Origin of the sequence: Plantactinospora sp. CA-294935, from assembly GCF_050936445.1 — a bacterium.
Classification (GTDB): Bacteria; Actinomycetota; Actinomycetes; order Mycobacteriales; family Micromonosporaceae; genus Plantactinospora.
Genome location: NZ_JBNJMU010000001.1, coordinates 569467 through 588426, shown reverse-complemented (window position 1 = coordinate 588426; position 18960 = coordinate 569467). Strand labels below are relative to the sequence as shown.

General features: G+C 71.3%; 14 protein-coding genes, 1 other RNA gene and 1 pseudogene. 11 read left to right on the top strand and 5 right to left on the bottom strand.

Annotated features, from left to right (window positions below; translation table 11 throughout):
• Positions 1 to 111: 111 nt before the first annotated feature.
• Positions 112 to 1353 (bottom strand): GNAT family N-acetyltransferase, encoded by a 1242-nt coding sequence (locus tag ACQEVC_RS02660; protein ID WP_432872996.1) that lies wholly within the window; start codon positions 1351 to 1353, stop codon positions 112 to 114.
• Between the two features lie 171 nt (positions 1354 to 1524).
• Here ACQEVC_RS02660 and secA point away from each other — a divergent pair, with 171 nt between their 5' ends.
• Positions 1525 to 4389, top strand: coding sequence for a preprotein translocase subunit SecA (gene secA, locus ACQEVC_RS02655; RefSeq protein WP_432872994.1), 2865 nt, complete (start codon positions 1525 to 1527; stop codon positions 4387 to 4389).
• Between the two features lie 227 nt (positions 4390 to 4616).
• Here secA and ACQEVC_RS02650 read toward each other — a convergent pair whose 3' ends face one another.
• Positions 4617 to 5351 (bottom strand): Rv3235 family protein, encoded by a 735-nt coding sequence (locus ACQEVC_RS02650; protein ID WP_432872992.1) that lies wholly within the window; start codon positions 5349 to 5351, stop codon positions 4617 to 4619.
• Positions 5352 to 5695: 344 nt separating this feature from the next.
• On the bottom strand, positions 5696 to 5923 hold the full coding sequence (locus ACQEVC_RS02645) for a helix-turn-helix transcriptional regulator (protein ID WP_318402053.1): 228 nt from the start codon (positions 5921 to 5923) through the stop codon (positions 5696 to 5698).
• A gap of 378 nt (positions 5924 to 6301) precedes the next feature.
• On the opposite strand from ACQEVC_RS02645, the gene ACQEVC_RS02640 reads away from it, so the two are divergent.
• Positions 6302 to 6814 (top strand): DUF6912 family protein, encoded by a 513-nt coding sequence (locus ACQEVC_RS02640; RefSeq protein ID WP_432890967.1) that lies wholly within the window; start codon positions 6302 to 6304, stop codon positions 6812 to 6814.
• 247 nt (positions 6815 to 7061) lie between these two features.
• On the opposite strand, the pseudogene ACQEVC_RS02635 reads toward ACQEVC_RS02640, so the two are convergent.
• A pseudogene (locus ACQEVC_RS02635) lies at positions 7062 to 8069 on the bottom strand (hypothetical protein); the annotation flags it as partial.
• Positions 8070 to 8440: 371 nt separating this feature from the next.
• Here ACQEVC_RS02635 and pruA point away from each other — a divergent pair.
• From pruA to ACQEVC_RS02590, 9 genes are all read left to right on the top strand, one after another.
• On the top strand, positions 8441 to 10069 hold the full coding sequence (gene pruA, locus ACQEVC_RS02630) for an L-glutamate gamma-semialdehyde dehydrogenase (RefSeq protein WP_432872989.1): 1629 nt from the start codon (positions 8441 to 8443) through the stop codon (positions 10067 to 10069).
• Between the two features lie 414 nt (positions 10070 to 10483).
• Complete coding sequence (locus ACQEVC_RS02625; protein WP_432872987.1) at positions 10484 to 12052, top strand: protein kinase domain-containing protein; 1569 nt, start codon at positions 10484 to 10486, stop codon at positions 12050 to 12052.
• A 424-nt stretch (positions 12053 to 12476) separates the two neighbouring features.
• Positions 12477 to 12989: a PadR family transcriptional regulator gene (locus ACQEVC_RS02620; RefSeq protein ID WP_346260076.1), complete on the top strand. Its 513-nt coding sequence runs from the start codon at positions 12477 to 12479 to the stop codon at positions 12987 to 12989.
• Between the two features lie 109 nt (positions 12990 to 13098).
• Positions 13099 to 14220 carry a peptide chain release factor 2 gene (gene prfB, locus ACQEVC_RS02615; protein WP_432872985.1) on the top strand — a complete coding sequence of 374 codons (1122 nt, stop codon included), beginning with the start codon at positions 13099 to 13101 and terminating at the stop codon, positions 14218 to 14220.
• Between the two features lie 164 nt (positions 14221 to 14384).
• On the top strand, positions 14385 to 15065 hold the full coding sequence (ftsE, locus tag ACQEVC_RS02610) for a cell division ATP-binding protein FtsE (protein WP_101369892.1): 681 nt from the start codon (positions 14385 to 14387) through the stop codon (positions 15063 to 15065).
• Positions 15066 to 15166: 101 nt separating this feature from the next.
• On the top strand, positions 15167 to 16042 hold the full coding sequence (ftsX, locus tag ACQEVC_RS02605; protein ID WP_318402067.1) for a permease-like cell division protein FtsX: 876 nt from the start codon (positions 15167 to 15169) through the stop codon (positions 16040 to 16042).
• Between the two features lie 135 nt (positions 16043 to 16177).
• A complete protein-coding gene (gene smpB / locus ACQEVC_RS02600) occupies positions 16178 to 16654 on the top strand; it encodes an SsrA-binding protein SmpB (protein WP_318402069.1) in 477 nt (158 codons plus the stop codon).
• 215 nt (positions 16655 to 16869) lie between these two features.
• Positions 16870 to 17245: a transfer-messenger RNA gene (gene ssrA, locus ACQEVC_RS02595) on the top strand.
• A gap of 216 nt (positions 17246 to 17461) precedes the next feature.
• Entirely contained in the window at positions 17462 to 17968 is a 507-nt protein-coding gene (locus ACQEVC_RS02590) for a hypothetical protein (RefSeq protein ID WP_432872980.1), read from the top strand.
• 128 nt (positions 17969 to 18096) lie between these two features.
• On the opposite strand, the gene ACQEVC_RS02585 is transcribed toward ACQEVC_RS02590, so the two are convergent.
• Complete coding sequence (locus ACQEVC_RS02585) at positions 18097 to 18900, bottom strand: S-methyl-5'-thioadenosine phosphorylase (protein ID WP_432872978.1); 804 nt, start codon at positions 18898 to 18900, stop codon at positions 18097 to 18099.
• Between the last annotated feature and the right edge of the window lie 60 nt (positions 18901 to 18960).

Here is an 18960-nt window from a genome sequence, read left to right as displayed (position 1 = left end):
TGGGTACGACCGTGCCCGCCCGGTCCGCCTTCGGCGTCGACCGCCGAGCACGATGCCGTCGCACGGGCGTGCCGGGCCGGACCGTCGTACGGGGGCGTGCCGTCCCGCTGGTCAGCCGTCGACTCTGGGCCGCTCGGGGTCCGCGGAGAGCCCGAGATCGCCGGGGAGCAGGGCGCCGATCCAGGCGTCGACCCGGTTGCCCCGGTGGTTGAGGGCGTGCCGCGCGGTGCCCTCGAAGGTGAAGCCGGCCTTCTCCACGGCCCGGCGCGAGGCGGTGTTGCCCACGTTGGCCCGCCACTCGATCCGGGCCAGGTTCAGGGTGGTGAAACCCCAGGCGGAGACGGCCGCGATCGCCGCCGGGCAGTAGCCACGGCCGCGCACCCGCGGTGCGACCAGGTAACCCAGGTCGCCGACCAGGGGATCGGCCGGGGAGATCCGCAGTTCCATCACCCCGGCGTACCGGTCGGACCCGTCGGCGATCGCGAAGACCGCGCCGGTGCCCCGACGCCACACCGTCGGGCCGTGCTCGTGCACGAAGAACTCCGCGTCCGACCGCTGGTACGGGTTCGGCACGGTGGTCCAGCGGATGCTCTCGGGGTCGCGGCAGGCGTGCACGATCGCGTCCAGGTCGGGCTCGTGCAGCGGGCGGAGCCGCAGTTCCGTACCGTCGGCGGCCCGGGCGAAGAGCACCGGTTGGGGCGCGGCGAAGACGGCCGCCCGGCGTGCCTGGAGCGAGCCGCTGCCGGCCGGGCCGCCCGCCGGACGCCCGTCGTCCGGCTGGTCCGGGTCGGTGCCGGCCAGGTCGTCCGGCAACAGCGAGCCGATCCAGCCGTCCCGGGTACCGCGCGGATGCGGGTCGGCGAGCCGGAGCCGTCCGTCGACCTGGAAACCGGCCCGCAGCGCGACCAGCCGGGACGCGTGGTTGCCGACCTCGGCCTGCCAGGTGATCCGGCGTAGCCCCAACCCGGCGAAGGCCCACCGGCTGACCGCACGGGTGGCCCGGACGGCCACTGCCCGGCCCCGGGCCCAGGGGGCGGTCCAGTAGCCGACCTCCCCGGACCGGAGCACCGGGTCGATGGTGATCAGCCCGCAGGAGGCGAGGAGTTCGCCGGTGGCACCGTCGCAGACCGCGAAGGGCGCTCCGGACCCGGTCGACCAGGCCTGCGGAGCCTGCTTGGTCACGAAGTCGATCGCGTCCTCCAGCCGGTACGGGCTGGGTACGGTGGTCCAGCGCTGGATGTCCGGGTCCTGGCACGCCCGGTGTACGTCCTCGACGTCCTCGGCCCGCCACGGCCGGAGCAGCAGCCCCGCCTCGACGATCTCGACCCCGTCCGGCCGGCTGTTCTGGTTCATCGGGTCATCGTGCCGGAGGGTTCGCCCTGGGCGTAACCGGATTTACCGGCCCTCAAGGCTGCTATCGGACAGAATGTCCGGTTCGTTGAACCGGAGGGGCGGCGCGACTGACGATTGGGCCGGTGATGCGCCTACGATGGTTCGGCAGACTGTCTAGGGGAGCGTTGATCCGTGTCGATTCTGGAAAAGGTCCTACGCGCGGGCGAGGGGCGCATGGTGCGCCGCCTCAAGGCGATCGCCAACGCCGTCAACTCGATCGAGGACGACTACGTCAACCTCACCGACGAGGAGCTGCGGGCGCTCACCGACCAGTTCCGGGAGCGGCTGGCCGACGGCGAGACCCTCGACGACCTGTTGCCCGAGGCGTTCGCCACGGCACGCGAGGCGGCCTCTCGGGTGCTCGGCCAGCGGCACTACGACGTGCAGGTCATGGGTGGCGCGGCGCTGCACTTCGGCAACATCGCCGAGATGAAGACCGGTGAGGGCAAGACCCTGACCTCGGTGCTGCCGGCCTACCTCAACGCGCTGTCCGGCAAGGGCGTGCACATCGTCACGGTGAACGACTACCTCGCCGAGCGGGACGCGGCCTGGATGGGGCGGGTGCACGAGTTCCTCGGCCTGACCGTCGGGGTGATCCTGCCGAACCGGCCGGCCGCCGAGCACCGGGCCGCGTACGAGGCCGACATCACCTACGGCACCAACAACGAGTTCGGGTTCGACTACCTCCGGGACAACATGGCCTGGAGCAAGGAGGACCTGGTCCAGCGCGGGCACAACTTCGCGATCGTCGACGAGGTCGACTCGATCCTGATCGACGAGGCCCGGACCCCGCTGATCATCTCCGGTCCGGCCGAGCACTCCGCCCGGTGGTACTCGGAGTTCGCCGGGGTGGTGGCCCGGCTCCAGCCCGGCAAGGACGGCGAGGGCGACTACGAGGTCGACTACGCCAAGCGGACCATCGCGGTGACCGAGCGCGGCGTCGCCAAGGTGGAGGACCGGCTCGGCATCGACAACCTCTACGAGTCGGTGAACACCCCGCTGGTCGGCTACCTGAACAACGCGATCAAGGCCAAGGAGCTCTACAAGCGCGACAAGGACTACATCGTCAACGAGGGCGAGGTCCTGATCGTCGACGAGTTCACCGGCCGCATCCTGCACGGCCGCCGCTACAACGAGGGCATGCACCAGGCGATCGAGGCCAAGGAAGGCGTGGAGATCAAGCAGGAGAACCAGACTCTTGCCACGATCACCCTGCAGAACTACTTCCGGCTCTACAACAAACTCTCCGGCATGACCGGTACGGCCCAGACCGAGGCCGGCGAGTTCAACAAGGTCTACAAGGTCGGCGTGGTGACCATCCCGACCCACCGTGACATGATCCGGATCGACCGGCCGGACGTGATCTACAAGACCGAGCGGGCCAAGTTCAACGCGGTCGTCGAGGACATCGCCGAGCGGCACGCCCTCGGCCAGCCGGTGCTGGTCGGCACGGTCTCGGTGGAGAACTCCGAGGTGCTGTCCCAGCTCCTGCGCCGCCGGGGCATCCCGCACGCCGTCCTCAACGCGAAGTTCCACGCCAAGGAGGCGGAGATCATCGCCCAGGCCGGGCGCAAGGGCGGGGTCACGGTGGCCACCAACATGGCCGGCCGGGGCACCGACATCCTGCTCGGCGGCAACCCCGAATACCTGGCCAACACCGAGCTGCGGCAGCGCGGGCTCGACCCGGTGGAGCACGGCGACGACTACGCCAAGGCGCTCGAGGAGATCCTTCCGCGCTGGAAGGAGGCGTGCGACGCCGAGGCCGAGGAGGTCTCCTCGGTCGGCGGCCTCTACGTGCTCGGCACCGAGCGGCACGAGTCCCGGCGGATCGACAACCAGCTCCGCGGTCGGTCCGGCCGGCAGGGTGACCCGGGCGAGTCCCGGTTCTACCTCTCGTTGCAGGACGAGCTGATGAAGCGGTTCCGGGCCGGCGCCGTCGAGGCCGTGATGGAGCGGTTCAACATCCCGGAGGACGTCCCCATCGAGTCCAAGATGGTGACCCGGCAGATCAAGAGCGCCCAGGCCCAGATCGAGGGCCAGAACGCCGAGATCCGCAAGAACGTCCTCAAGTACGACGAGGTGATGAACAAGCAGCGTCAGGTGGTCTACGCCGAGCGCAAGCGCGTACTCAACGGCGAGGACCTGAACGACCAGATCCAGCACATGATCGAGGACGTGGTGACGGCGTACGTCACCGGGGCGACCTCGGACGGCTACGCCGAGGACTGGGATCTCGACCAGCTCTGGTCCAGCCTCAAGCAGCTCTACCCGATCGGCGTCACCGTCGACGACATCGTCGAGGAGTCCGGCGGCGAGCGGAACACCCTGGACGCCGACTTCCTGCTGGAGCAGCTCAAGCAGGACGCCTTCGCGGCGTACCAGCGCCGCGAGGAGGAACTCGGCAGCGAGGCGATGCGCCAGTTGGAGCGGATGGTGCTGCTCCAGGTCATCGACCGCAAGTGGCGCGAGCACCTCTACGAGATGGACTACCTCCAGGAGGGCATCAGCCTCCGCGCCTACGCCCAGCGCGACCCGGTGGTGGAATACCAGCGCGAGGGCTTCGACATGTTCGCCACCATGATGGACGGGATCAAGGAGGAGACGGTCGGCTTCCTCTACAACCTGGAGGTCCAGGTCGAGGAGGCGAAGCCGGCTCCGGCCGATGCCGACTCCGGTCCGGCTCCGATGCCGATGCCGGCGGACCCGCCGGTCGAGATCCGGGCCAAGGGCCTGGGCCGGGTGCCCCGGACCCAGGGTCTCCAGTACTCGGCGCCGACCATCGACGGCGAGGCTCCGGCGACCGGCGGGGTGGCGGTCGAGCGCCCGCAGCCCCAGGCACCGGCGCTCGGCGTGGGCGGCCCGCCGCCGCCCTCGGCGTCCCGGCGGCCCGCCCAGGGCCAGGCGGCCGGTGCCAACGCTCCGTCCCGGAACGCCCCCTGCCCCTGTGGCTCGGGCCGGAAGTACAAGCGCTGCCACGGGGCGCCCGGCGCCGCCTGATCGTCCCGGTGCCCCCGACCGCCGTCCGGTGGTCGGGGGCACCGCTGTCTCCGGATCGGGCGGACGTCGACCTCGGCGGTGAACCTCGGCGCCGCACCGTCGTTGAACCCGGCACCGCTCTCCGGGACCGGTGGTTGAACCCGGTCCCCGGCACCGCCTCCCGGGACCGGTGCCCGACTCGGCGGGCTGGCCAGCCGACGAGACGGTCGCGGTGCAGCCTGGCCCGGTCAGAGCAGGGCGACAGCGGTGCCGACCCAGCTTCCCCGGCGCCGTTCGATCCGGAACGCCATCGCCCAGGTACGCCCGGCGACGCCGACCACAGCGGCCGCCTCGACGACCCCGGGACGCGGTTCACAGACCCTCAGCCGGCGCAGCCGTACGGTGTGGACCGGCTGGCCGGGCCGGCGCCGGCCGCAGACCCGGCTCGTGGCGGAGGCGAGTTGCGCGACCATGCCGGCGGCGTCGGGCGGACTGGCGAGGGCCCGTACGTGCCAGGCCGGCCGGTAGCCGTTGACGATCTCCAGGCAGGTGTCCAGGAACCGCTTGGCCGCCCGCTTCGCCTCGGGCGTGGCGCCGGCCACGGCGTCCGCGACCAGCGGACCGGCGGCTGCCTGGGAGGTGCCCTGATCCGGTAGAGCGGTGGCCCGGGAGGTGCCTGGATCCGGGGGAGCGGTGACCCGGGAGGTGTTAGGACCGGGCCGGACACCTGGGGTGGCCGGCCGTTCGGTGGGTCGGATCGGGCTCGTCGGCACGGCGGCCGGGCGGGCGCTCCGGCCGGGGTGGGAGCGCTCGGCGACGGCCGACCGGAACCGTTCGACGGCGGGCGGGACGGCCCCGGGCGAGCGTGCCAGTTCGACCCAGGTCTCCGGGACGCATTCGTCGTCGAAGGGCGGATCAAGGGGCGGCACGGGGCGCAGGCGCACGGTGGGCCGGACAGGCGGCCGGGTGCGGGCGAGGGGCATCCTCACTCCCTTCTTGATCTTGCGTTTGCTTTCGTTTGCCTCCGACAGGCTAATTTCTAGCCGATCCACTGCCCGTCGTCAATGACTCCACGCCGATTGGTGGGCCGGTCGCGGACGCCGCTGCCTGCCCTACCGCCCCGAGACCGGAGACTGTGTCCGGTCCGGGGACGGGCGGCCCGGCCCCAGGCGTGGAGAACGGCGGTGGAGGTGCGGCGACGGGCCATCGGGCCGTGGGCGCGACGAGGTCTCCGCCACATCGAGGCGGCTCGGAAAGGAGTGGGTGACCGGTCGGAACGGACGTTAGCCGAGCGGTCTGACATCCGCTGTGGGAAGCGGTACGGCGACTACTCGGGGAGACGCTCCACCAGCGGATTGCCGGCCACCCACTCGGCCGTCTCGGCGTACTTGCGCTGGATGTACTCCTCCAGGCGGGCGCGCTCCACCCGCCACTGGCCCCGGCCGCCGATCTTGATCGCCGGCAGTTCGCCGCTGCGCACCATGTGGTAGACCTGCGAGTCCGAGACGTTCAGCTCGGCGGCGACGTCGGACAAGAGCAGGAACCTGGGTTCCACGGAGAACTCCCGGTAGTCGGTGGCTGCCTTAGTTTGCCACCGACTGCGGTGTCGTCGCCTCCGCCGTCAGGTCCCGCCCGGCACCGGACTGGAGTAGTGAGCAGCCGGGGCTACCAGGTCAAGGAGATGATCGGCGGCATCGAGTACTGGATCCGGGAGGGCTGCCCGGTCCGGGTGGCCGGGGCCGACCTGGTGACCTGGGGCCGTCGCCCCGCTGACCGCCGAGGTGCGGTCGCCCTGAGCGGCGCGACCCGACCCGATCCGGGGTCCGCTGCCGCTCGGCGCGCCGTCGGTGTACTACCGTCGCGGGTGAACGGAGCGACGCCGCAGCCCGGACCGGGCGCCGTCGCGGGCCGGCGTCGAGCGGGGGAGACCTACGTGCCAGAGCAGCTCGTCCGGGTGTACGTCCCGGCCACCCTGCCGATGCTCGCCGAGTTGCGCCAGGAGGGCTGGTTCATGACGGCCCAGGGGCACGCGGTCACCCCCGAACTGCGCGAGTGGTACGCCGAGGGCGACGAGGAGGAGCTGGAGTACGTCGCCTTCACCCGGGCCGCCCAGGAGGCGCTGCGACTGCTCCGGGCCGATCCCGGGGCGGCCCGGCGCCGGGTCGTCGTCGCCGTGGACCTGCCGCCCGGGGCGGTGCACCGGGGCGACCCCGAACTCGGCTCCAGCACCGTACGGCTGGGCGGACGGATCGGGATCGACGCGGTCGCCGCGATCCACGTGGACGGTGTCGACGCGACCGACGACGTCGAGGCTGCCGTCGACGTGGTCGAGCAGGCACTGGCCGGCGACCCGGACGCGCAGTTCACGGTGGACAGCGCCGAGGACCACGAGCTGGAGTGGTACGACCCCTCGGAACTCGACTCGCTCTCCGGCGCCACCGGCTGACCGAGCCTGGTAACGCCGGTCGCCATCGATAACTCAGGCCGCCCCGGCCGCGAGTCTGGGCGGGGGTGGGTCAGCGGCCGGCGACCGGCTCCGGACGGTCCGCCGGCTCGCGGTCGTTCCCGTCTTCGTCGGCGTCGGCGCCGTCCGTGGCCGGCGTGCCCGGTCCGGCAGACTCCGCCGTCGGGTCTCTGTCCGGAGCGTCGTCCTCGACCCGGTCCGCCGGCTGGTCGCCCTCGGCGCCGTCCTGGTCGGAGTCCCGCGGGCCGGGTGGCGTACCGGTCGCCTCCTCGGCCGGCCGGAGCGTACGGCCGAAGGCGATGATCGCGGTGAGCGAGCCGAGGAAGAGCACCAGCAGAGCGTGGTTGATCCGGGAGCCGCCGAGCAGGCTCTGCGCGGCCCGGTCCGCCTCGCTGACCGCTCCGGCCAGCCGGAGCACCTCGGCCCCGGCCGTCCGGGTCAGCACCTCGGCGGTGAGCAGCAGCAGGCCCGGCCCGGCGCCGGCGATCAGGTACGCCGGCCAGCGCGGTGGCGGCACCGGGCCGGTGGCCCGCTCGACGGCTCGCCGTCCGGCGATCCGCAGGTAGCAGAATGCCAGCAGCCCGGCGGCCAGCCCGCTGGCCAGCGAGGAGGTCCGGGAGAACCAGCGGAAGGCGGTGAGCTGCGATGCCTGGGTGTCGCCGGAGCCGTAGAGGTTGAGCACCGGGTCCTGGAAGTAGCTCAGCGCGAAGCCGACCGCGAAGACCGCCAGCCCGGCGGCGACCACGGCGGCCACCACCAGCGTGTTGCGCAGCCCTCCGGCGATCCCGCCGACCGTGGCGGCCGCCGCGGTGGTGCCGGCGAGGACCATGATCGCCGGACCCCCGCCGTAGCTGAGCGTCACCACCAGAGCCGAGAGGAAGCCGGTGGCGAGGCCGGCGACCAGCGACACGAGGAATCGGGGAGTGCTGCGCCACACCCCGAGCCGGGTCATCAGGTTTCCCAGGACCAGGCTGACCGCGGCACCGCTGACCAGGCTCGCCGAGATCACCCCGGGCAGGGCGTACGCGGCCGAGGTGATCGCCATCGAGGTGATGCCGGAGGAGGAGATCTCGGCCTTCGCCGACCAGAGCATCGCGGCCAGCCAGCCCAGGGCGAGCAGCGCGAGGACGACCGCGCCGGGCGCCGGCACCAGGGACGGGGCGGCCGTCACCGGCGCCTCCGGCTCGACCGGTTGGTCGGGAGCCGAGGTCGCGGTCGTGCCGGACTCTTTCGTCATCATCTCCCCTTCAGCAGGTGGCCGGCCGTGGCGGCGACGGGGCTGCGGTGGCGTGGCCCAGTCGACGGTCCTTCAGCGTACGCGGGCCCGTCGGGGTGGTGGCCCGGTGCCGGTACCGACGGGACGGAACGAACCTCTGCGGCGGGCGGCGCTGCCCGGGAAGTACCGGACGGGTGATGGTCCGGTACGGCCGCCGCCGTGGTCGCCCACCGGCGAGCGGGTCGGTGGCGGTAACCATGTAAGGATTGGCGCAGGTCCCGCCCCCGTACTCCCGGCATCCCCCGGGGCACGGGGTCGAGGTGTCCGGCCGACCGGTCGGCACCAGCGGGTCCGGTTTCGCCGTCGCTGTCGAGATCGCCCAGGAGAATCCCATGGACGCCGTTCTCTCCGTACCCGAGCCGCGCAACGAGCCGGTCCGCGACTACGCGCCCGGCAGCGCCGAGCGGGCCAGCCTGCAACGCCGGCTCGGCGAGCTGGCCGCCGTTCGGCTCGAACTGCCGATGACGATCGGCGGTACGCAACGGATGGGCGCGGGTGCCGCGATCGACGTCGTAGCGCCGCACCGGCACCAGCATGTGCTGGGGGTCACCCACAACGCAACCAACGCGGATGCGCAGGCGGCGGTGACGGCTGCGAAGCAAGCCGCCCCGATGTGGCGTGATTTGTCCTTTGCTGACCGTGCCGCCGTTTTCCTCCGGGCCGCCGACCTGCTCGCCGGACCCTGGCGAGACACCCTGAACGCGGCGACGATGCTCGGCCAGTCCAAGACGGCGATCCAGGCCGAGATCGACTCCGCCTGTGAGCTGATCGACTTCCTGCGCTTCAACGTCGCCTTCGCCCGCAAGCTCCTTGCCGAGCAGCCGCTGTCGTCGAGCGGGGTGTGGAACCGGTTCGACCACCGGCCGCTGGAGGGCTTCGTCTACGCCGTCACGCCGTTCAACTTCACCGCGATCGCCGGCAACCTGCCGGCCGCGCCCGCGCTGGTCGGCAACACGGTGGTCTGGAAGCCGGCACCGACCCAGCAGCTCGCGGCGCACTTCACCATGCGGCTCTTCGAGGCGGCCGGCCTGCCGCCCGGCGTGATCAACATGGTCACCGGGGACGGCATCGCGGTCTCGGAGGTCACCCTCGCCGACCCCGACCTGGCCGGCATCCACTTCACCGGGTCGACGAAGGTGTTCCAGAAGCTGTGGCAGGGCGTCGGCGAGAACATCGCGAACTACCGGGGCTACCCCCGGCTGGTCGGCGAGACCGGTGGCAAGGACTTCGTGGTCGCGCACCCGAGTGCCGACGTGGACGCACTGCACACCGCGCTGATCCGCGGGGCGTACGAGTACCAGGGGCAGAAGTGCTCGGCCGCGTCCCGGGCGTATGTGCCCCGCTCGCTCTGGGAGGGCGGCCTGCGGGACCGGCTGGCCGCCACCGCCGACGGGCTGGCGTACGGAGACGTCACCGACTTCACCAACTTCGGCGGTGCGGTGATCGACGCCAAGGCGTTCGCCCGGCACACCGCCGCACTCGACATGATCTCCGGTGACCCGGCCTGCCGGATCGTGGCCGGCGGCACCGCCGACGACTCCGTCGGCTGGTTCGTCCGGCCGACCCTCTTCGAGTGCGACGACCCCGGGCACAAGTCGTTCACCACCGAGTACTTCGGGCCGATCCTCGGGGTGCACGTCTACGAGGACGCGCGGTTCGAGGAGGCGGTGCGGCAGGCCGAGTCGGTCGCCCCGTACGCCCTGACCGGCTCGATCTTCGCGACCGACCGCCGAGTGGTCGACTGGGCCACCGAGACCCTGCGGTACGCGGCCGGCAACTTCTACATCAACGACAAGCCGACCGGTGCGGTGGTCGGGCAGCAGCCGTTCGGCGGTGCCCGGGCGAGTGGTACCAACGACAAGGCCGGCTCCTGGCACAACCTGGCCCGGTGGATGTCGCCGCGCACCGTGAAGGAGACCTTCGCCCCGCCGACCGACCACCGCTACCCGCACATGGGCTGACCCTCCGTTCCTGACGCCTGGCGGTCTCGGGTTGATCGCCCGTACCTGACGCCTGGCGGTCTCGGGTTGATCGCCCGTTCCCCGACTCCGGCGTCTCGGCGTCGCGTCCCGGCTCCAGGCCGATCGGGCCGGCGGCGGTCGACGGGGATCGGGCCGCGTTCCGGTTCCTGCTCCGACACCCGGGGCCCGGCACATCGCCGGGCCCGGGTTCCGTTGCGGGTCCGGCCGGGTGTCGGGTCCCGGGTTCGTGCCAGCCGGTCCTGCCCGGCGTCCCCGGTTCGTGCCAGCCCGGCCAGTGCCGGCTCGCCACCCGATCCGATCGACCTAGCGTCACTCCCGGGCGGCGGAAGGTGACCGTTCGTCAACCGGCGGCGGTGGGACGGACGGCGACCCGGGATCAGGGGAGGGCATCTGATGGATCCGGTGCTGTTCGGCCGCTACCGGCTCACCCGGGAGGTCGCCACCGGCGCGACCGGGGTCGTCTGGCGGGCCGTCGACCTGCGCGACGGCGAGCCGGTGGCGGTCAAGATGCTGCGCCCGCTGGCCGCGAGCCGGCCGGACCTGGTGACCGCGTTCGTCGCCGAGACGGAGATTGTCGTCGGCCTCGACCACCCGTGCCTGGTACGCCCCCGCGACGTACTGGGGCAGGGGCGGGACCGGGTGCTGGTGATGGAGCTGGTCGAGGGGGAGGACCTGCGCCGGCGGCTGCGCCGCACCGGACCGGTCCCGCCGGCGATCGCGGCCGAGGTGGCGGCACAACTCGCCGGTGCGCTGGCCTACCTGCACGGCCGGGACATCGTGCACGGCGACGTCAAACCGGGCAACCTCGTCGTGCCGGCCGACGGCGGCCTGGTCCGGCTGGTCGACTTCGGCGCGGCCCGCCGGGTGGGTGCCGGACCGGCCTGGCCGAACACCCAGGCCACTCCCGAGTACGTGGCCCCGGAGGTGGTCGACGGTGCCGCACCCACTCCGGCCAGCGACGTGTACGCGCTCGGCATCGTGCTCTTCGAACTGTTCAGCGGGCGCAGCCCGTTTCGGGGCGGGCCGCCGGCCGAGATACTCGACCGGCACCGGCACTGCCGTCCCGTACCGCCGCCCGGCCTGCCGCCGGTGGTCTGGCAGTTCGTCGAGGACTGCCTGGCGGCCGATCCGGCCGACCGCCCCGACGCGGCGCGGGCCGCCGTCCGGCTACGGGGCATGGAGCCGGCGCTGGACGGCTTGGCCGCGCTGCCCCGGCCCGCCGCCAACCAGGTCACCTGGTGGCCCCGGGCCGCCGGCACGGCCACCGGGACAGCCCCGGTCGGCCGCTCGCCGGCCCCGGCCGCCGCCCGCGCCCCCTGCCAACCGGACACTTCCGTACTCGCCGGACGGGGCTGGTCCGGTTCGGCCGACACTGCGGCGTCGCCCGACCCGCCGGCGGTGCCGGGTCTCGGCCGGCGCCGCCGGTCACCCGCCGCGGCCGTGCTGGTGGGTGCCGGTGCGATCGTCACCGCCGCAGTGCTGGCCGCCCTGCCGACCGGTGCGGGGACGGTGCCCGATCGGCACCGGGGAGCCGTCCCCGTCGCACCGAGTCTGGTCGGATCGGCGCCGGAGGGTGCCGGGTCGCCGGCCGGCAGCCTGCCGCCGACGTCCGGTGCCGGGCCGACGCGTACCGGCCACGGGGTGCCGTCGGCCGGTCCGACCGGGGCGGTCGACGGCGAGCCGGCACCGAGCGGGACGGTCCCGGTACCCGGCGACACTCCGACGCCCGGGGACCCGGACGCGCCGGAGAGCGGCCAGGATCCGCTGGTCGGTCCCGAGGAGCCGGGTACGACGCCGCCCGGCGAGCCCGATACCCGGCTGGAGCGGTCCGGACCGGAGCCGACCTGCCCCCGTTCGCCGAACCGCCCGCCCCCGGCGAGGAACGGCCAGGCGTACGGCAGGATGCTGTCCAGCCTCGACGGCCCGGACCGGTGCGGGTGCCTGCCCTGTGCCGGTCGGTGAGCCACCCATCGGTGGAGTGGACGGCCAGAAAGCGCCTTGCGGCAAAAGCCCACATAAGCGATGAAAGTTGACTAACCTCCGCAATTGACACTTGCCCCGCCCAAGGTGCGGCTGGCTGTCGACCGGGCAGCGCGCGGGAGCGGGCTCCAGGGGTACCGGATCCCGCCGGACCGCCGGAGTTGACGGCCCGACCACCAACGGTGATCGGACCCGCGCGGTGCGGCCGCCGGGGTGGCGCCCGGGACGGGCCGCCGGGGCGGTACGCGCCCGTCGGGTGGGTCGGCTCCGCCGTGCCCGGCGAGCCCCGATTCATCGATCGTCCTCATCCGACTGTCGTCCCAGAACAGTGCACAATGGAGACGACGAACCAGCGGATAGTGCCAAATCCTGGACGCGGCGCCGGCAAAGTGGCAGCGTGGAGGGCATGGCGGATGTTGCAATCAATCCCACCGCGGCAGCCCTGCTCGGGCTGCTCCACGAAGGACCGATGACAGGCGGCCAGCTGATGGCCGCCGCCGAGCGGCGTTTGGCGCCGTACTGGTCGATGACCCGGAGCCAGGTCTACCGGGAGTTGCCGGCGTTGGCCGAGCAGGGACTGGTCCGGCTCGGCAAGCCCGGCCCCCGGTCCAGCCAGCCGTACGCGATCACCGCGGCCGGGAAACGGACGTTCTCCCGCTGGCTCACCGAGACGCCGGGGCGGGACACGGTACGTAACCCGACCGCACTCCGGGTGGCCTTCGGCCCGCAGCACTCGGCCACCCAGTTGCGCACCCTGGTGAGCAGCGCCAACGAGTACCACACCGAGGCGCTCGCGGCAGCCCGGGAGCAGGCCCGGGACGCCAAGAAGGCCGGTGACTCGTACGGTGCCGCCGCCCTGGAGTTCGCGGTGGCGTACCACAAGGCTGCCCTGTCCTGGCTGAAGAGCGCCCCGGTCTGACCCGGATCCGGCCCGGCCGGCCGGTCCGGGTGACGCCCGGCGGACGCGCCGAAGCGCTTCGCTGCCGGCGACGACCCGGTCCCGCGGACGACCAGTACTCTTGACTGTCGTGACCGCTGCCGAATACGCCGACCAACTCAAGGATCTTGACGCTACGCTCCGCAACATCGAGGCCGTCCTCGATGTCGATCGTTTGCGTCAGGCCAAGGCGGAACTGGAGGAGGCGGCCTCCGCGCCGGACCTGTGGGACGACCAGGCCCGCGCGCAGGACGTGACCTCCAAGCTTTCGTACGTCAACGGGGAGATCGCCAAGCTGGAGAGCCTGCGCGGTCGGCTCGACGACGCCCGGGTGCTGCTGGAACTCGCCGAGGCGGAGGCCGACGCGGGCGTGCTCGGCGAGGTCGCCACGGAGATCGGCGGGCTGACCAAGGCCATCCAGGAGATGGAGGTTCGCACCCTGCTGTCCGGGGAGTACGACTCCCGGGAGGCGCTGGTGGCGATCCGGGCGGGCGCCGGTGGCGTGGACGCGGCCGACTTCGCCGAGATGCTGCTCCGGATGTACCTGCGCTGGGCCGAGCGGCACGGCTACCCGACCGAGGTCTACGAGACGTCGTACGCCGAGGAGGCGGGCCTGAAGTCCGCCACCTTCGCGGTCAAGGTCCCGTACGCGTACGGGACGCTCAGTGTCGAGGCCGGCACGCACCGGCTGGTCCGGATCAGCCCGTTCGACAACCAGGGGCGCCGGCAGACCAGCTTCGCCGGGGTCGAGGTGCTGCCAGTCACCGAACAGACGGACCATATCGACATTCCGGAGAACGAGCTGCGGGTCGACGTCTACCGTTCGTCAGGGCCGGGTGGACAGAGCGTGAACACCACGGACTCGGCGGTGCGGATCACACACATCCCGACCGGCATCGTGGTCACCTGTCAGAACGAGAAGTCCCAACTCCAGAACAAGGCGTCCGCGCTGCGCGTGCTCCAGGCCCGGCTGCTGGAGCGGAAGCGCCAGGAGGAGCAGGCCAAACTGGAGGGCCTGAAGACCGACGCGGCCGGGTCGTGGGGGGACCAGATGCGGTCGTACGTCCTGCACCCGTATCAGATGGTGAAGGATCTGCGTACGGAGCAGGAGACCGGCAACCCGGCTTCGGTGTTCGACGGTGATTTGGACGGATTTATCGAGGCCGGCATCCGGTGGCGCAAGCAGCGCCAGCTCGCCGGTGACGCCGCGTGAACACGGCTTGCGTCCACATCGCTGCGGTGCGTCGACATCGGTGATCGTTTCCATGTGCGGGGTGTGAGGGACGCCGGACGCAGTGCAGTTTCACGATAAATGTCGGCCGGACAGGCCGGGCTCCGGGCTTGGCCTTTTCGTTACGACGCGTAGACTCACCACCCGTGATTCAGCTTGAGCAAGTGACGAAGACGTACCCGAAGGCGTCCCGGCCATCGCTCGACAGCGTGTCGGTCTCGATCGAGAAGGGTGAGTTCGTCTTCTTCATCGGTCCCTCCGGTTCCGGCAAGTCGACAATCATCAAGCTGCTGCTGCACGAGGTGACCCCGAACAAGGGTCGGGTCATGGTCAACAACAAGGACGTCACCTCGATGCGCTCCTGGAAGATCCCGAACTTCCGGCGCTCGATCGGCTGCGTCTTCCAGGACTTCCGGCTGCTGCCCAACCGCACCGCGTACGAGAACGTCGCGTTCGCCCTCGAGGTCATCGGCAAGACCAAGGCGGTCGCCCGCCGGGTCGTGCCCGAGGTGCTGGAGCTGGTCGGGCTCGGTGGCAAGGAACACCGCTACCCGCACGAACTCTCCGGCGGTGAGCAGCAGCGCGTCGCGGTGGCACGGGCCTTCGTCAACCGGCCGCTGATCCTGCTGGCCGACGAGCCGACCGGAAACCTCGACCCGGACACCTCGATCGAGATCATGCGCCTGCTGGACCGGATCAACCGCACCGGTACCACGGTCGTGATGGTCACCCACGACTCCAACATCGTCAACCAGATGCGCCGTCGCGTCATCGAGATCGAGAGTGGTCGCATCGTGCGTGACCAGGCCCGGGGCGTCTACGGCTGACCTGCCCCGTCGTGCCGCCGCGGCCAGCCCTCGGTCCCGCCCGGCACCGGCCCTGAATCGACGACGAACGACTCCTGCGGAGATCCGGAAGGAACCCCCCGATGCGCTTGAAATACGTCCTGTCCGAGGTGTTGGTCGGGCTGTGGCGCAACGTGACCATGACCATCGCGATGATCATCACGATGGCGGTCTCACTCACCATGCTCGGCGCGAGCGGCCTGATGTACCTCCAGGTCGACGCCATGAAAGACGCGTACTACAAGGACATCGAGGTGTCGATCTTCCTCGTCGCGGGCGTGACGGAGGAGCAGCGCACCCAGTTGCAGACCGACCTGGAGGGCGACCCGCTCGTCCGGGAGGTCAAGTACGAGTCCAAGCAGGAGGCGTACGAGCGCTTCCAGAAGCTGTTCGCGGATTCACCCGACCTGGTCAAGGCGGTGCAGGCGGACAAGCTTCCCGAGTCGTTCCGGGTCAACCTCGTCGACCCGGAGCAGTACCAGAAGATCTTCGACACATACAAGGGCCGCGAGGGCATCGACGACATCATCGACCAGCGCCGGCTGCTCGAACAGATCTTCAACATCCTCGGCGCGATCCAGAACATGGCGCTGGTCTCGGCCTCGGTGATGGCGATCGCCGCGCTGCTGCTGGTCGCGAACACGATCCAGGTGGCCGCCTACAGCAAGCGGCGTGAGGTCGCGGTGATGAAGCTGGTCGGTGCCTCCAACTGGTTCATCCAGGCACCGTTCGTGCTGGAGGCCGTGGTGGCCGGCCTGCTCGGCGCGATCATCGGGTTCGGCGCGCTCGTGCTGGGCAAGATCTTCCTGCTCGACGGCTCGCTGCGGGACCTGACCGACCTGCTCACGCCGATCGAGTGGAGCACGGTGCTGCTGATGTTCCCGTTCATGGCCGGGGTCGGTGGCCTGGTCAGCGCGGTCACCGCCTGGGTGACGCTGCGGTTCTACCTGAGGGTCTAGCTCTCCGCCGCGGTCGCGGCTGTCGATCAACCCCAGGGCCCCTGGCGCGCGTGAAAAGCGCGAGCCAGGGGCCCTGTGTCACGAGGTAGCATTGCGCGGTTGTCCACGGGTACGACGAGGAAGGGGTGTGTGCCGATGCCACGGGAGAAGGGGCGGAAGGTCGTCGCCTCCAACCGCAAGGCGCGGCACGACTACGCCATCCTCGACACCTACGAGGCGGGGATGGCGCTGACCGGCACCGAGGTCAAGTCGCTGCGCGCCGGCCGGGCGTCCCTGGTCGACGCCTTCGCCCAGGAGCGGGACGGCGAGATCTACCTGCACGGCATGCACATCCCGGAGTACGCCCAGGGGACGTGGACCAACCACGAACCCCGGCGTACCCGGAAACTGCTGCTGAACCGCCAGGAGATCAGCCGGCTGATCGGCAAGCTGAAGGAGAGCGGCCTGACCCTGGTGCCGCTCTCGGTCTACTTCTCCGACGGCTGGGCCAAGGTCGAGATCGGCCTGGCCAAGGGCAAGAAGTCGTACGACAAGCGGCAGGATCTGGCCAAGCGGGACGCCGAACGGGAGATCTCCCGGATCGCCGGCCGGCGTGGCAAGGGCATGGGCTGACCGGCTGATCCGGCCGTCCGGCGGCGCCGGTCGTGCACCCCGGAGTCCGCATCTGGGACGGTTGTGACGCACGTTACCGCCGAGTCGTCCGGTTCGAGCGGTGTGGCGGGGCGGTATCTGGAATGAAGTCGGCGGGGCGAGGCGTTAGGCTTGGGGTAGCCGCCGAGAGGCGGTGCGGAAACTCCACCGGTCCGCGTCCGGACCAGTGGGACACAGGGGGTGACTGGTTTCGACTTCGTACGTTGAGGCAGGGGAAGCGAGCCGAGGAAGCCGACGTCGTCTCGAGAATCGTTCGTCGGAAACTAATAAGCGCCAAGCAGAATCGCGCTGACTTCGCTCTCGCCGCCTGAGGCGGGTAGCAAGTCTGTCGGCCTGGGAGTGCCTTCGACCCAGTTAGCCGGCATCAGCTAGGAGGCTGGCCAACCGGACCCGGTCGCGGGGTCCGTGCGGCGAGATTAATCAGCGACTGGGCCCGTCACACCGACTCGCTCGCGTGATCGGAGGGGCCGAGTAGAGGCATAGCGAGCTGCGCTCGGAGAAGCCCTGGCAAGGCGACGAAGGACCCGGGTTCGATTCCCGGCACCTCCACGACATCAGCGGCGCCCCGGTCCGGAAGGACCGGGGCGCCGCCGTCTGCACGTCTGACCGTCCCGACGGACTCGCAGCCGTCGCCGTGGCTGGTGGGGCCACTGCGTCCGGTGGGACGTACGGGACAAATGAGCCGGATCGTAAGGGTCGACAGCGGTGCACGGTGGGCCGCACCATCGGGTTACGTTTCCGGTAGGTGCCGCTCTGCGGGAGGTGGTCATGCCGACCGACCCGAACCAGCACCAACTATCGATCTCCGTGCCGTCCGCGCCGCCGTCGCCGGCAACGCCGACCGGGTCGACGACGTTACGGGCGGCCCGACGGCGCCGGGCCGTACTGCTGGGCGAGATCCACGTCCTCGAGCAGGCGATCGCCGCGCCGGCCCGGGATCCCGGCTGGCGACCCCGGGTCCAGTCCAGCCTGGGTGGACTGCGGGGCGCCTTCGCCGAGCACGTGGTGAGTACCGAGGGACCCGACGGGCTCTACGCCGAACTGCTGGACCATGCGCCGCGACTGGCCCGGGGCGTATACGTGCTGATCCGGGAACACGCGGCGGTGGTCGCCACGATGGCCGCCCTGCAACGTCGGGTCGACCTGCCGGAGATCGGCGTGACCGAACTCCGGAACCGGGCCACCGATCTGCTCCGGGAGCTGTCCCGGCACCGGCAGCGCGGCGCGGACCTGGTCTACGAGGCGTACCAGACGGACATCGGCGGGGAGACCTGACCGGACTTCCGCATCGGCCGCGCCCGTGCGCAGGGCAGGTCGACCGGTGGCCTGCTGGCGCCGAGTCTGTCGGCTGCGTGGGTCCGGGTACGGCTCGCCTCGCTGGCCGAGCGGCGGCTGGCCGGCGCTCAGGGCAGGTCGATCGGCAACTTGATGCCGTCGAGGCTGTGCGGGCACGGGCAGTCGCGGTCGCTGGAGAGCCGGCCGACCGCGTCGAGCAACACCTCGCGCAGCCGCGCGGTGTTCTCGCCGAAGACCCGGAACACCTCCTCCTGGGTCACCGCGTGCCCACCCTCCACTCCGGCGTCGAGATCGGTGACCAGCGCAACGGCGGTGTAGCAGAGCGCCAGCTCGCGGGCGAGTACCGCCTCCGGGTGCCCGGTCATGTTGATGACCGCGCCACCGATCGTGGAGAACCAGCGCGACTCGGCCCGGGTGGAGAACCGGGGCCCCTCCACCACCACCATCGTGCCGCCGTCCTGCGCCTCGATCCCATGCGCGGCCGTGGCGGCCAGCACGGTGTCCCGTCCCCGCGGGCAGTACGGGTCGGCGAACGAGACGTGCACCGCGCCCCGGTCGTAGTAGGTCTGTGCACGGCCACTCGTCCGGTCGATGAGCTGGTCCGGAATCACGAACGTCCCCGGGCCGAGTTCCGGCCGCAGGCCGCCGACCGCGCAGGGGGCGAGAATCTGGCGTACGCCGAGCGACCGCAACGCCCACAGGTTCGCCCGGTAGGGAATCAGATGCGGTGGAAACCGGTGGTCGCGTCCGTGCCGAGGCAGGAAGGCGACGGTACGACCCGCCACCTGCGCCACCGTGATCGGATCGGACGGCGGCCCGTACGGCGTCTCGACCCGGTGCTCGGTGGCCTCCTCAAGCAGGGCGTAGAGCCCGGATCCGCCGATCACCGCGAGTTCCGCCTGCGGACCCATGCCCCCGCCTCTCCTGCTCAGCTCTAGTCCGGGCTGCCAATTGTCGTCAAAGCGCTCTGT

What these genes read in the sequence shown, in the direction of transcription:
- pruA (WP_432872989.1), top strand. Translation starts at nt 8,441, where the DNA reads ATGGACGCCGTTCTCTCCGTACCCGAGCCGCGCAACGAGCCGGTCCGC.
- ACQEVC_RS02585 (WP_432872978.1), bottom strand. Translation starts at nt 18,900, where the DNA reads ATGGGTCCGCAGGCGGAACTCGCGGTGATCGGCGGATCCGGGCTCTAC.
- ACQEVC_RS02620 (WP_346260076.1), top strand. Translation starts at nt 12,477, where the DNA reads ATGGCGGATGTTGCAATCAATCCCACCGCGGCAGCCCTGCTCGGGCTG.
- ACQEVC_RS02625 (WP_432872987.1), top strand. Translation starts at nt 10,484, where the DNA reads ATGGATCCGGTGCTGTTCGGCCGCTACCGGCTCACCCGGGAGGTCGCC.
- ACQEVC_RS02660 (WP_432872996.1), bottom strand. Translation starts at nt 1,353, where the DNA reads ATGAACCAGAACAGCCGGCCGGACGGGGTCGAGATCGTCGAGGCGGGG.
- ACQEVC_RS02590 (WP_432872980.1), top strand. Translation starts at nt 17,462, where the DNA reads ATGCCGACCGACCCGAACCAGCACCAACTATCGATCTCCGTGCCGTCC.
- ACQEVC_RS02650 (WP_432872992.1), bottom strand. Translation starts at nt 5,351, where the DNA reads ATGCCCCTCGCCCGCACCCGGCCGCCTGTCCGGCCCACCGTGCGCCTG.
- ftsX (WP_318402067.1), top strand. Translation starts at nt 15,167, where the DNA reads ATGCGCTTGAAATACGTCCTGTCCGAGGTGTTGGTCGGGCTGTGGCGC.
- smpB (WP_318402069.1), top strand. Translation starts at nt 16,178, where the DNA reads ATGCCACGGGAGAAGGGGCGGAAGGTCGTCGCCTCCAACCGCAAGGCG.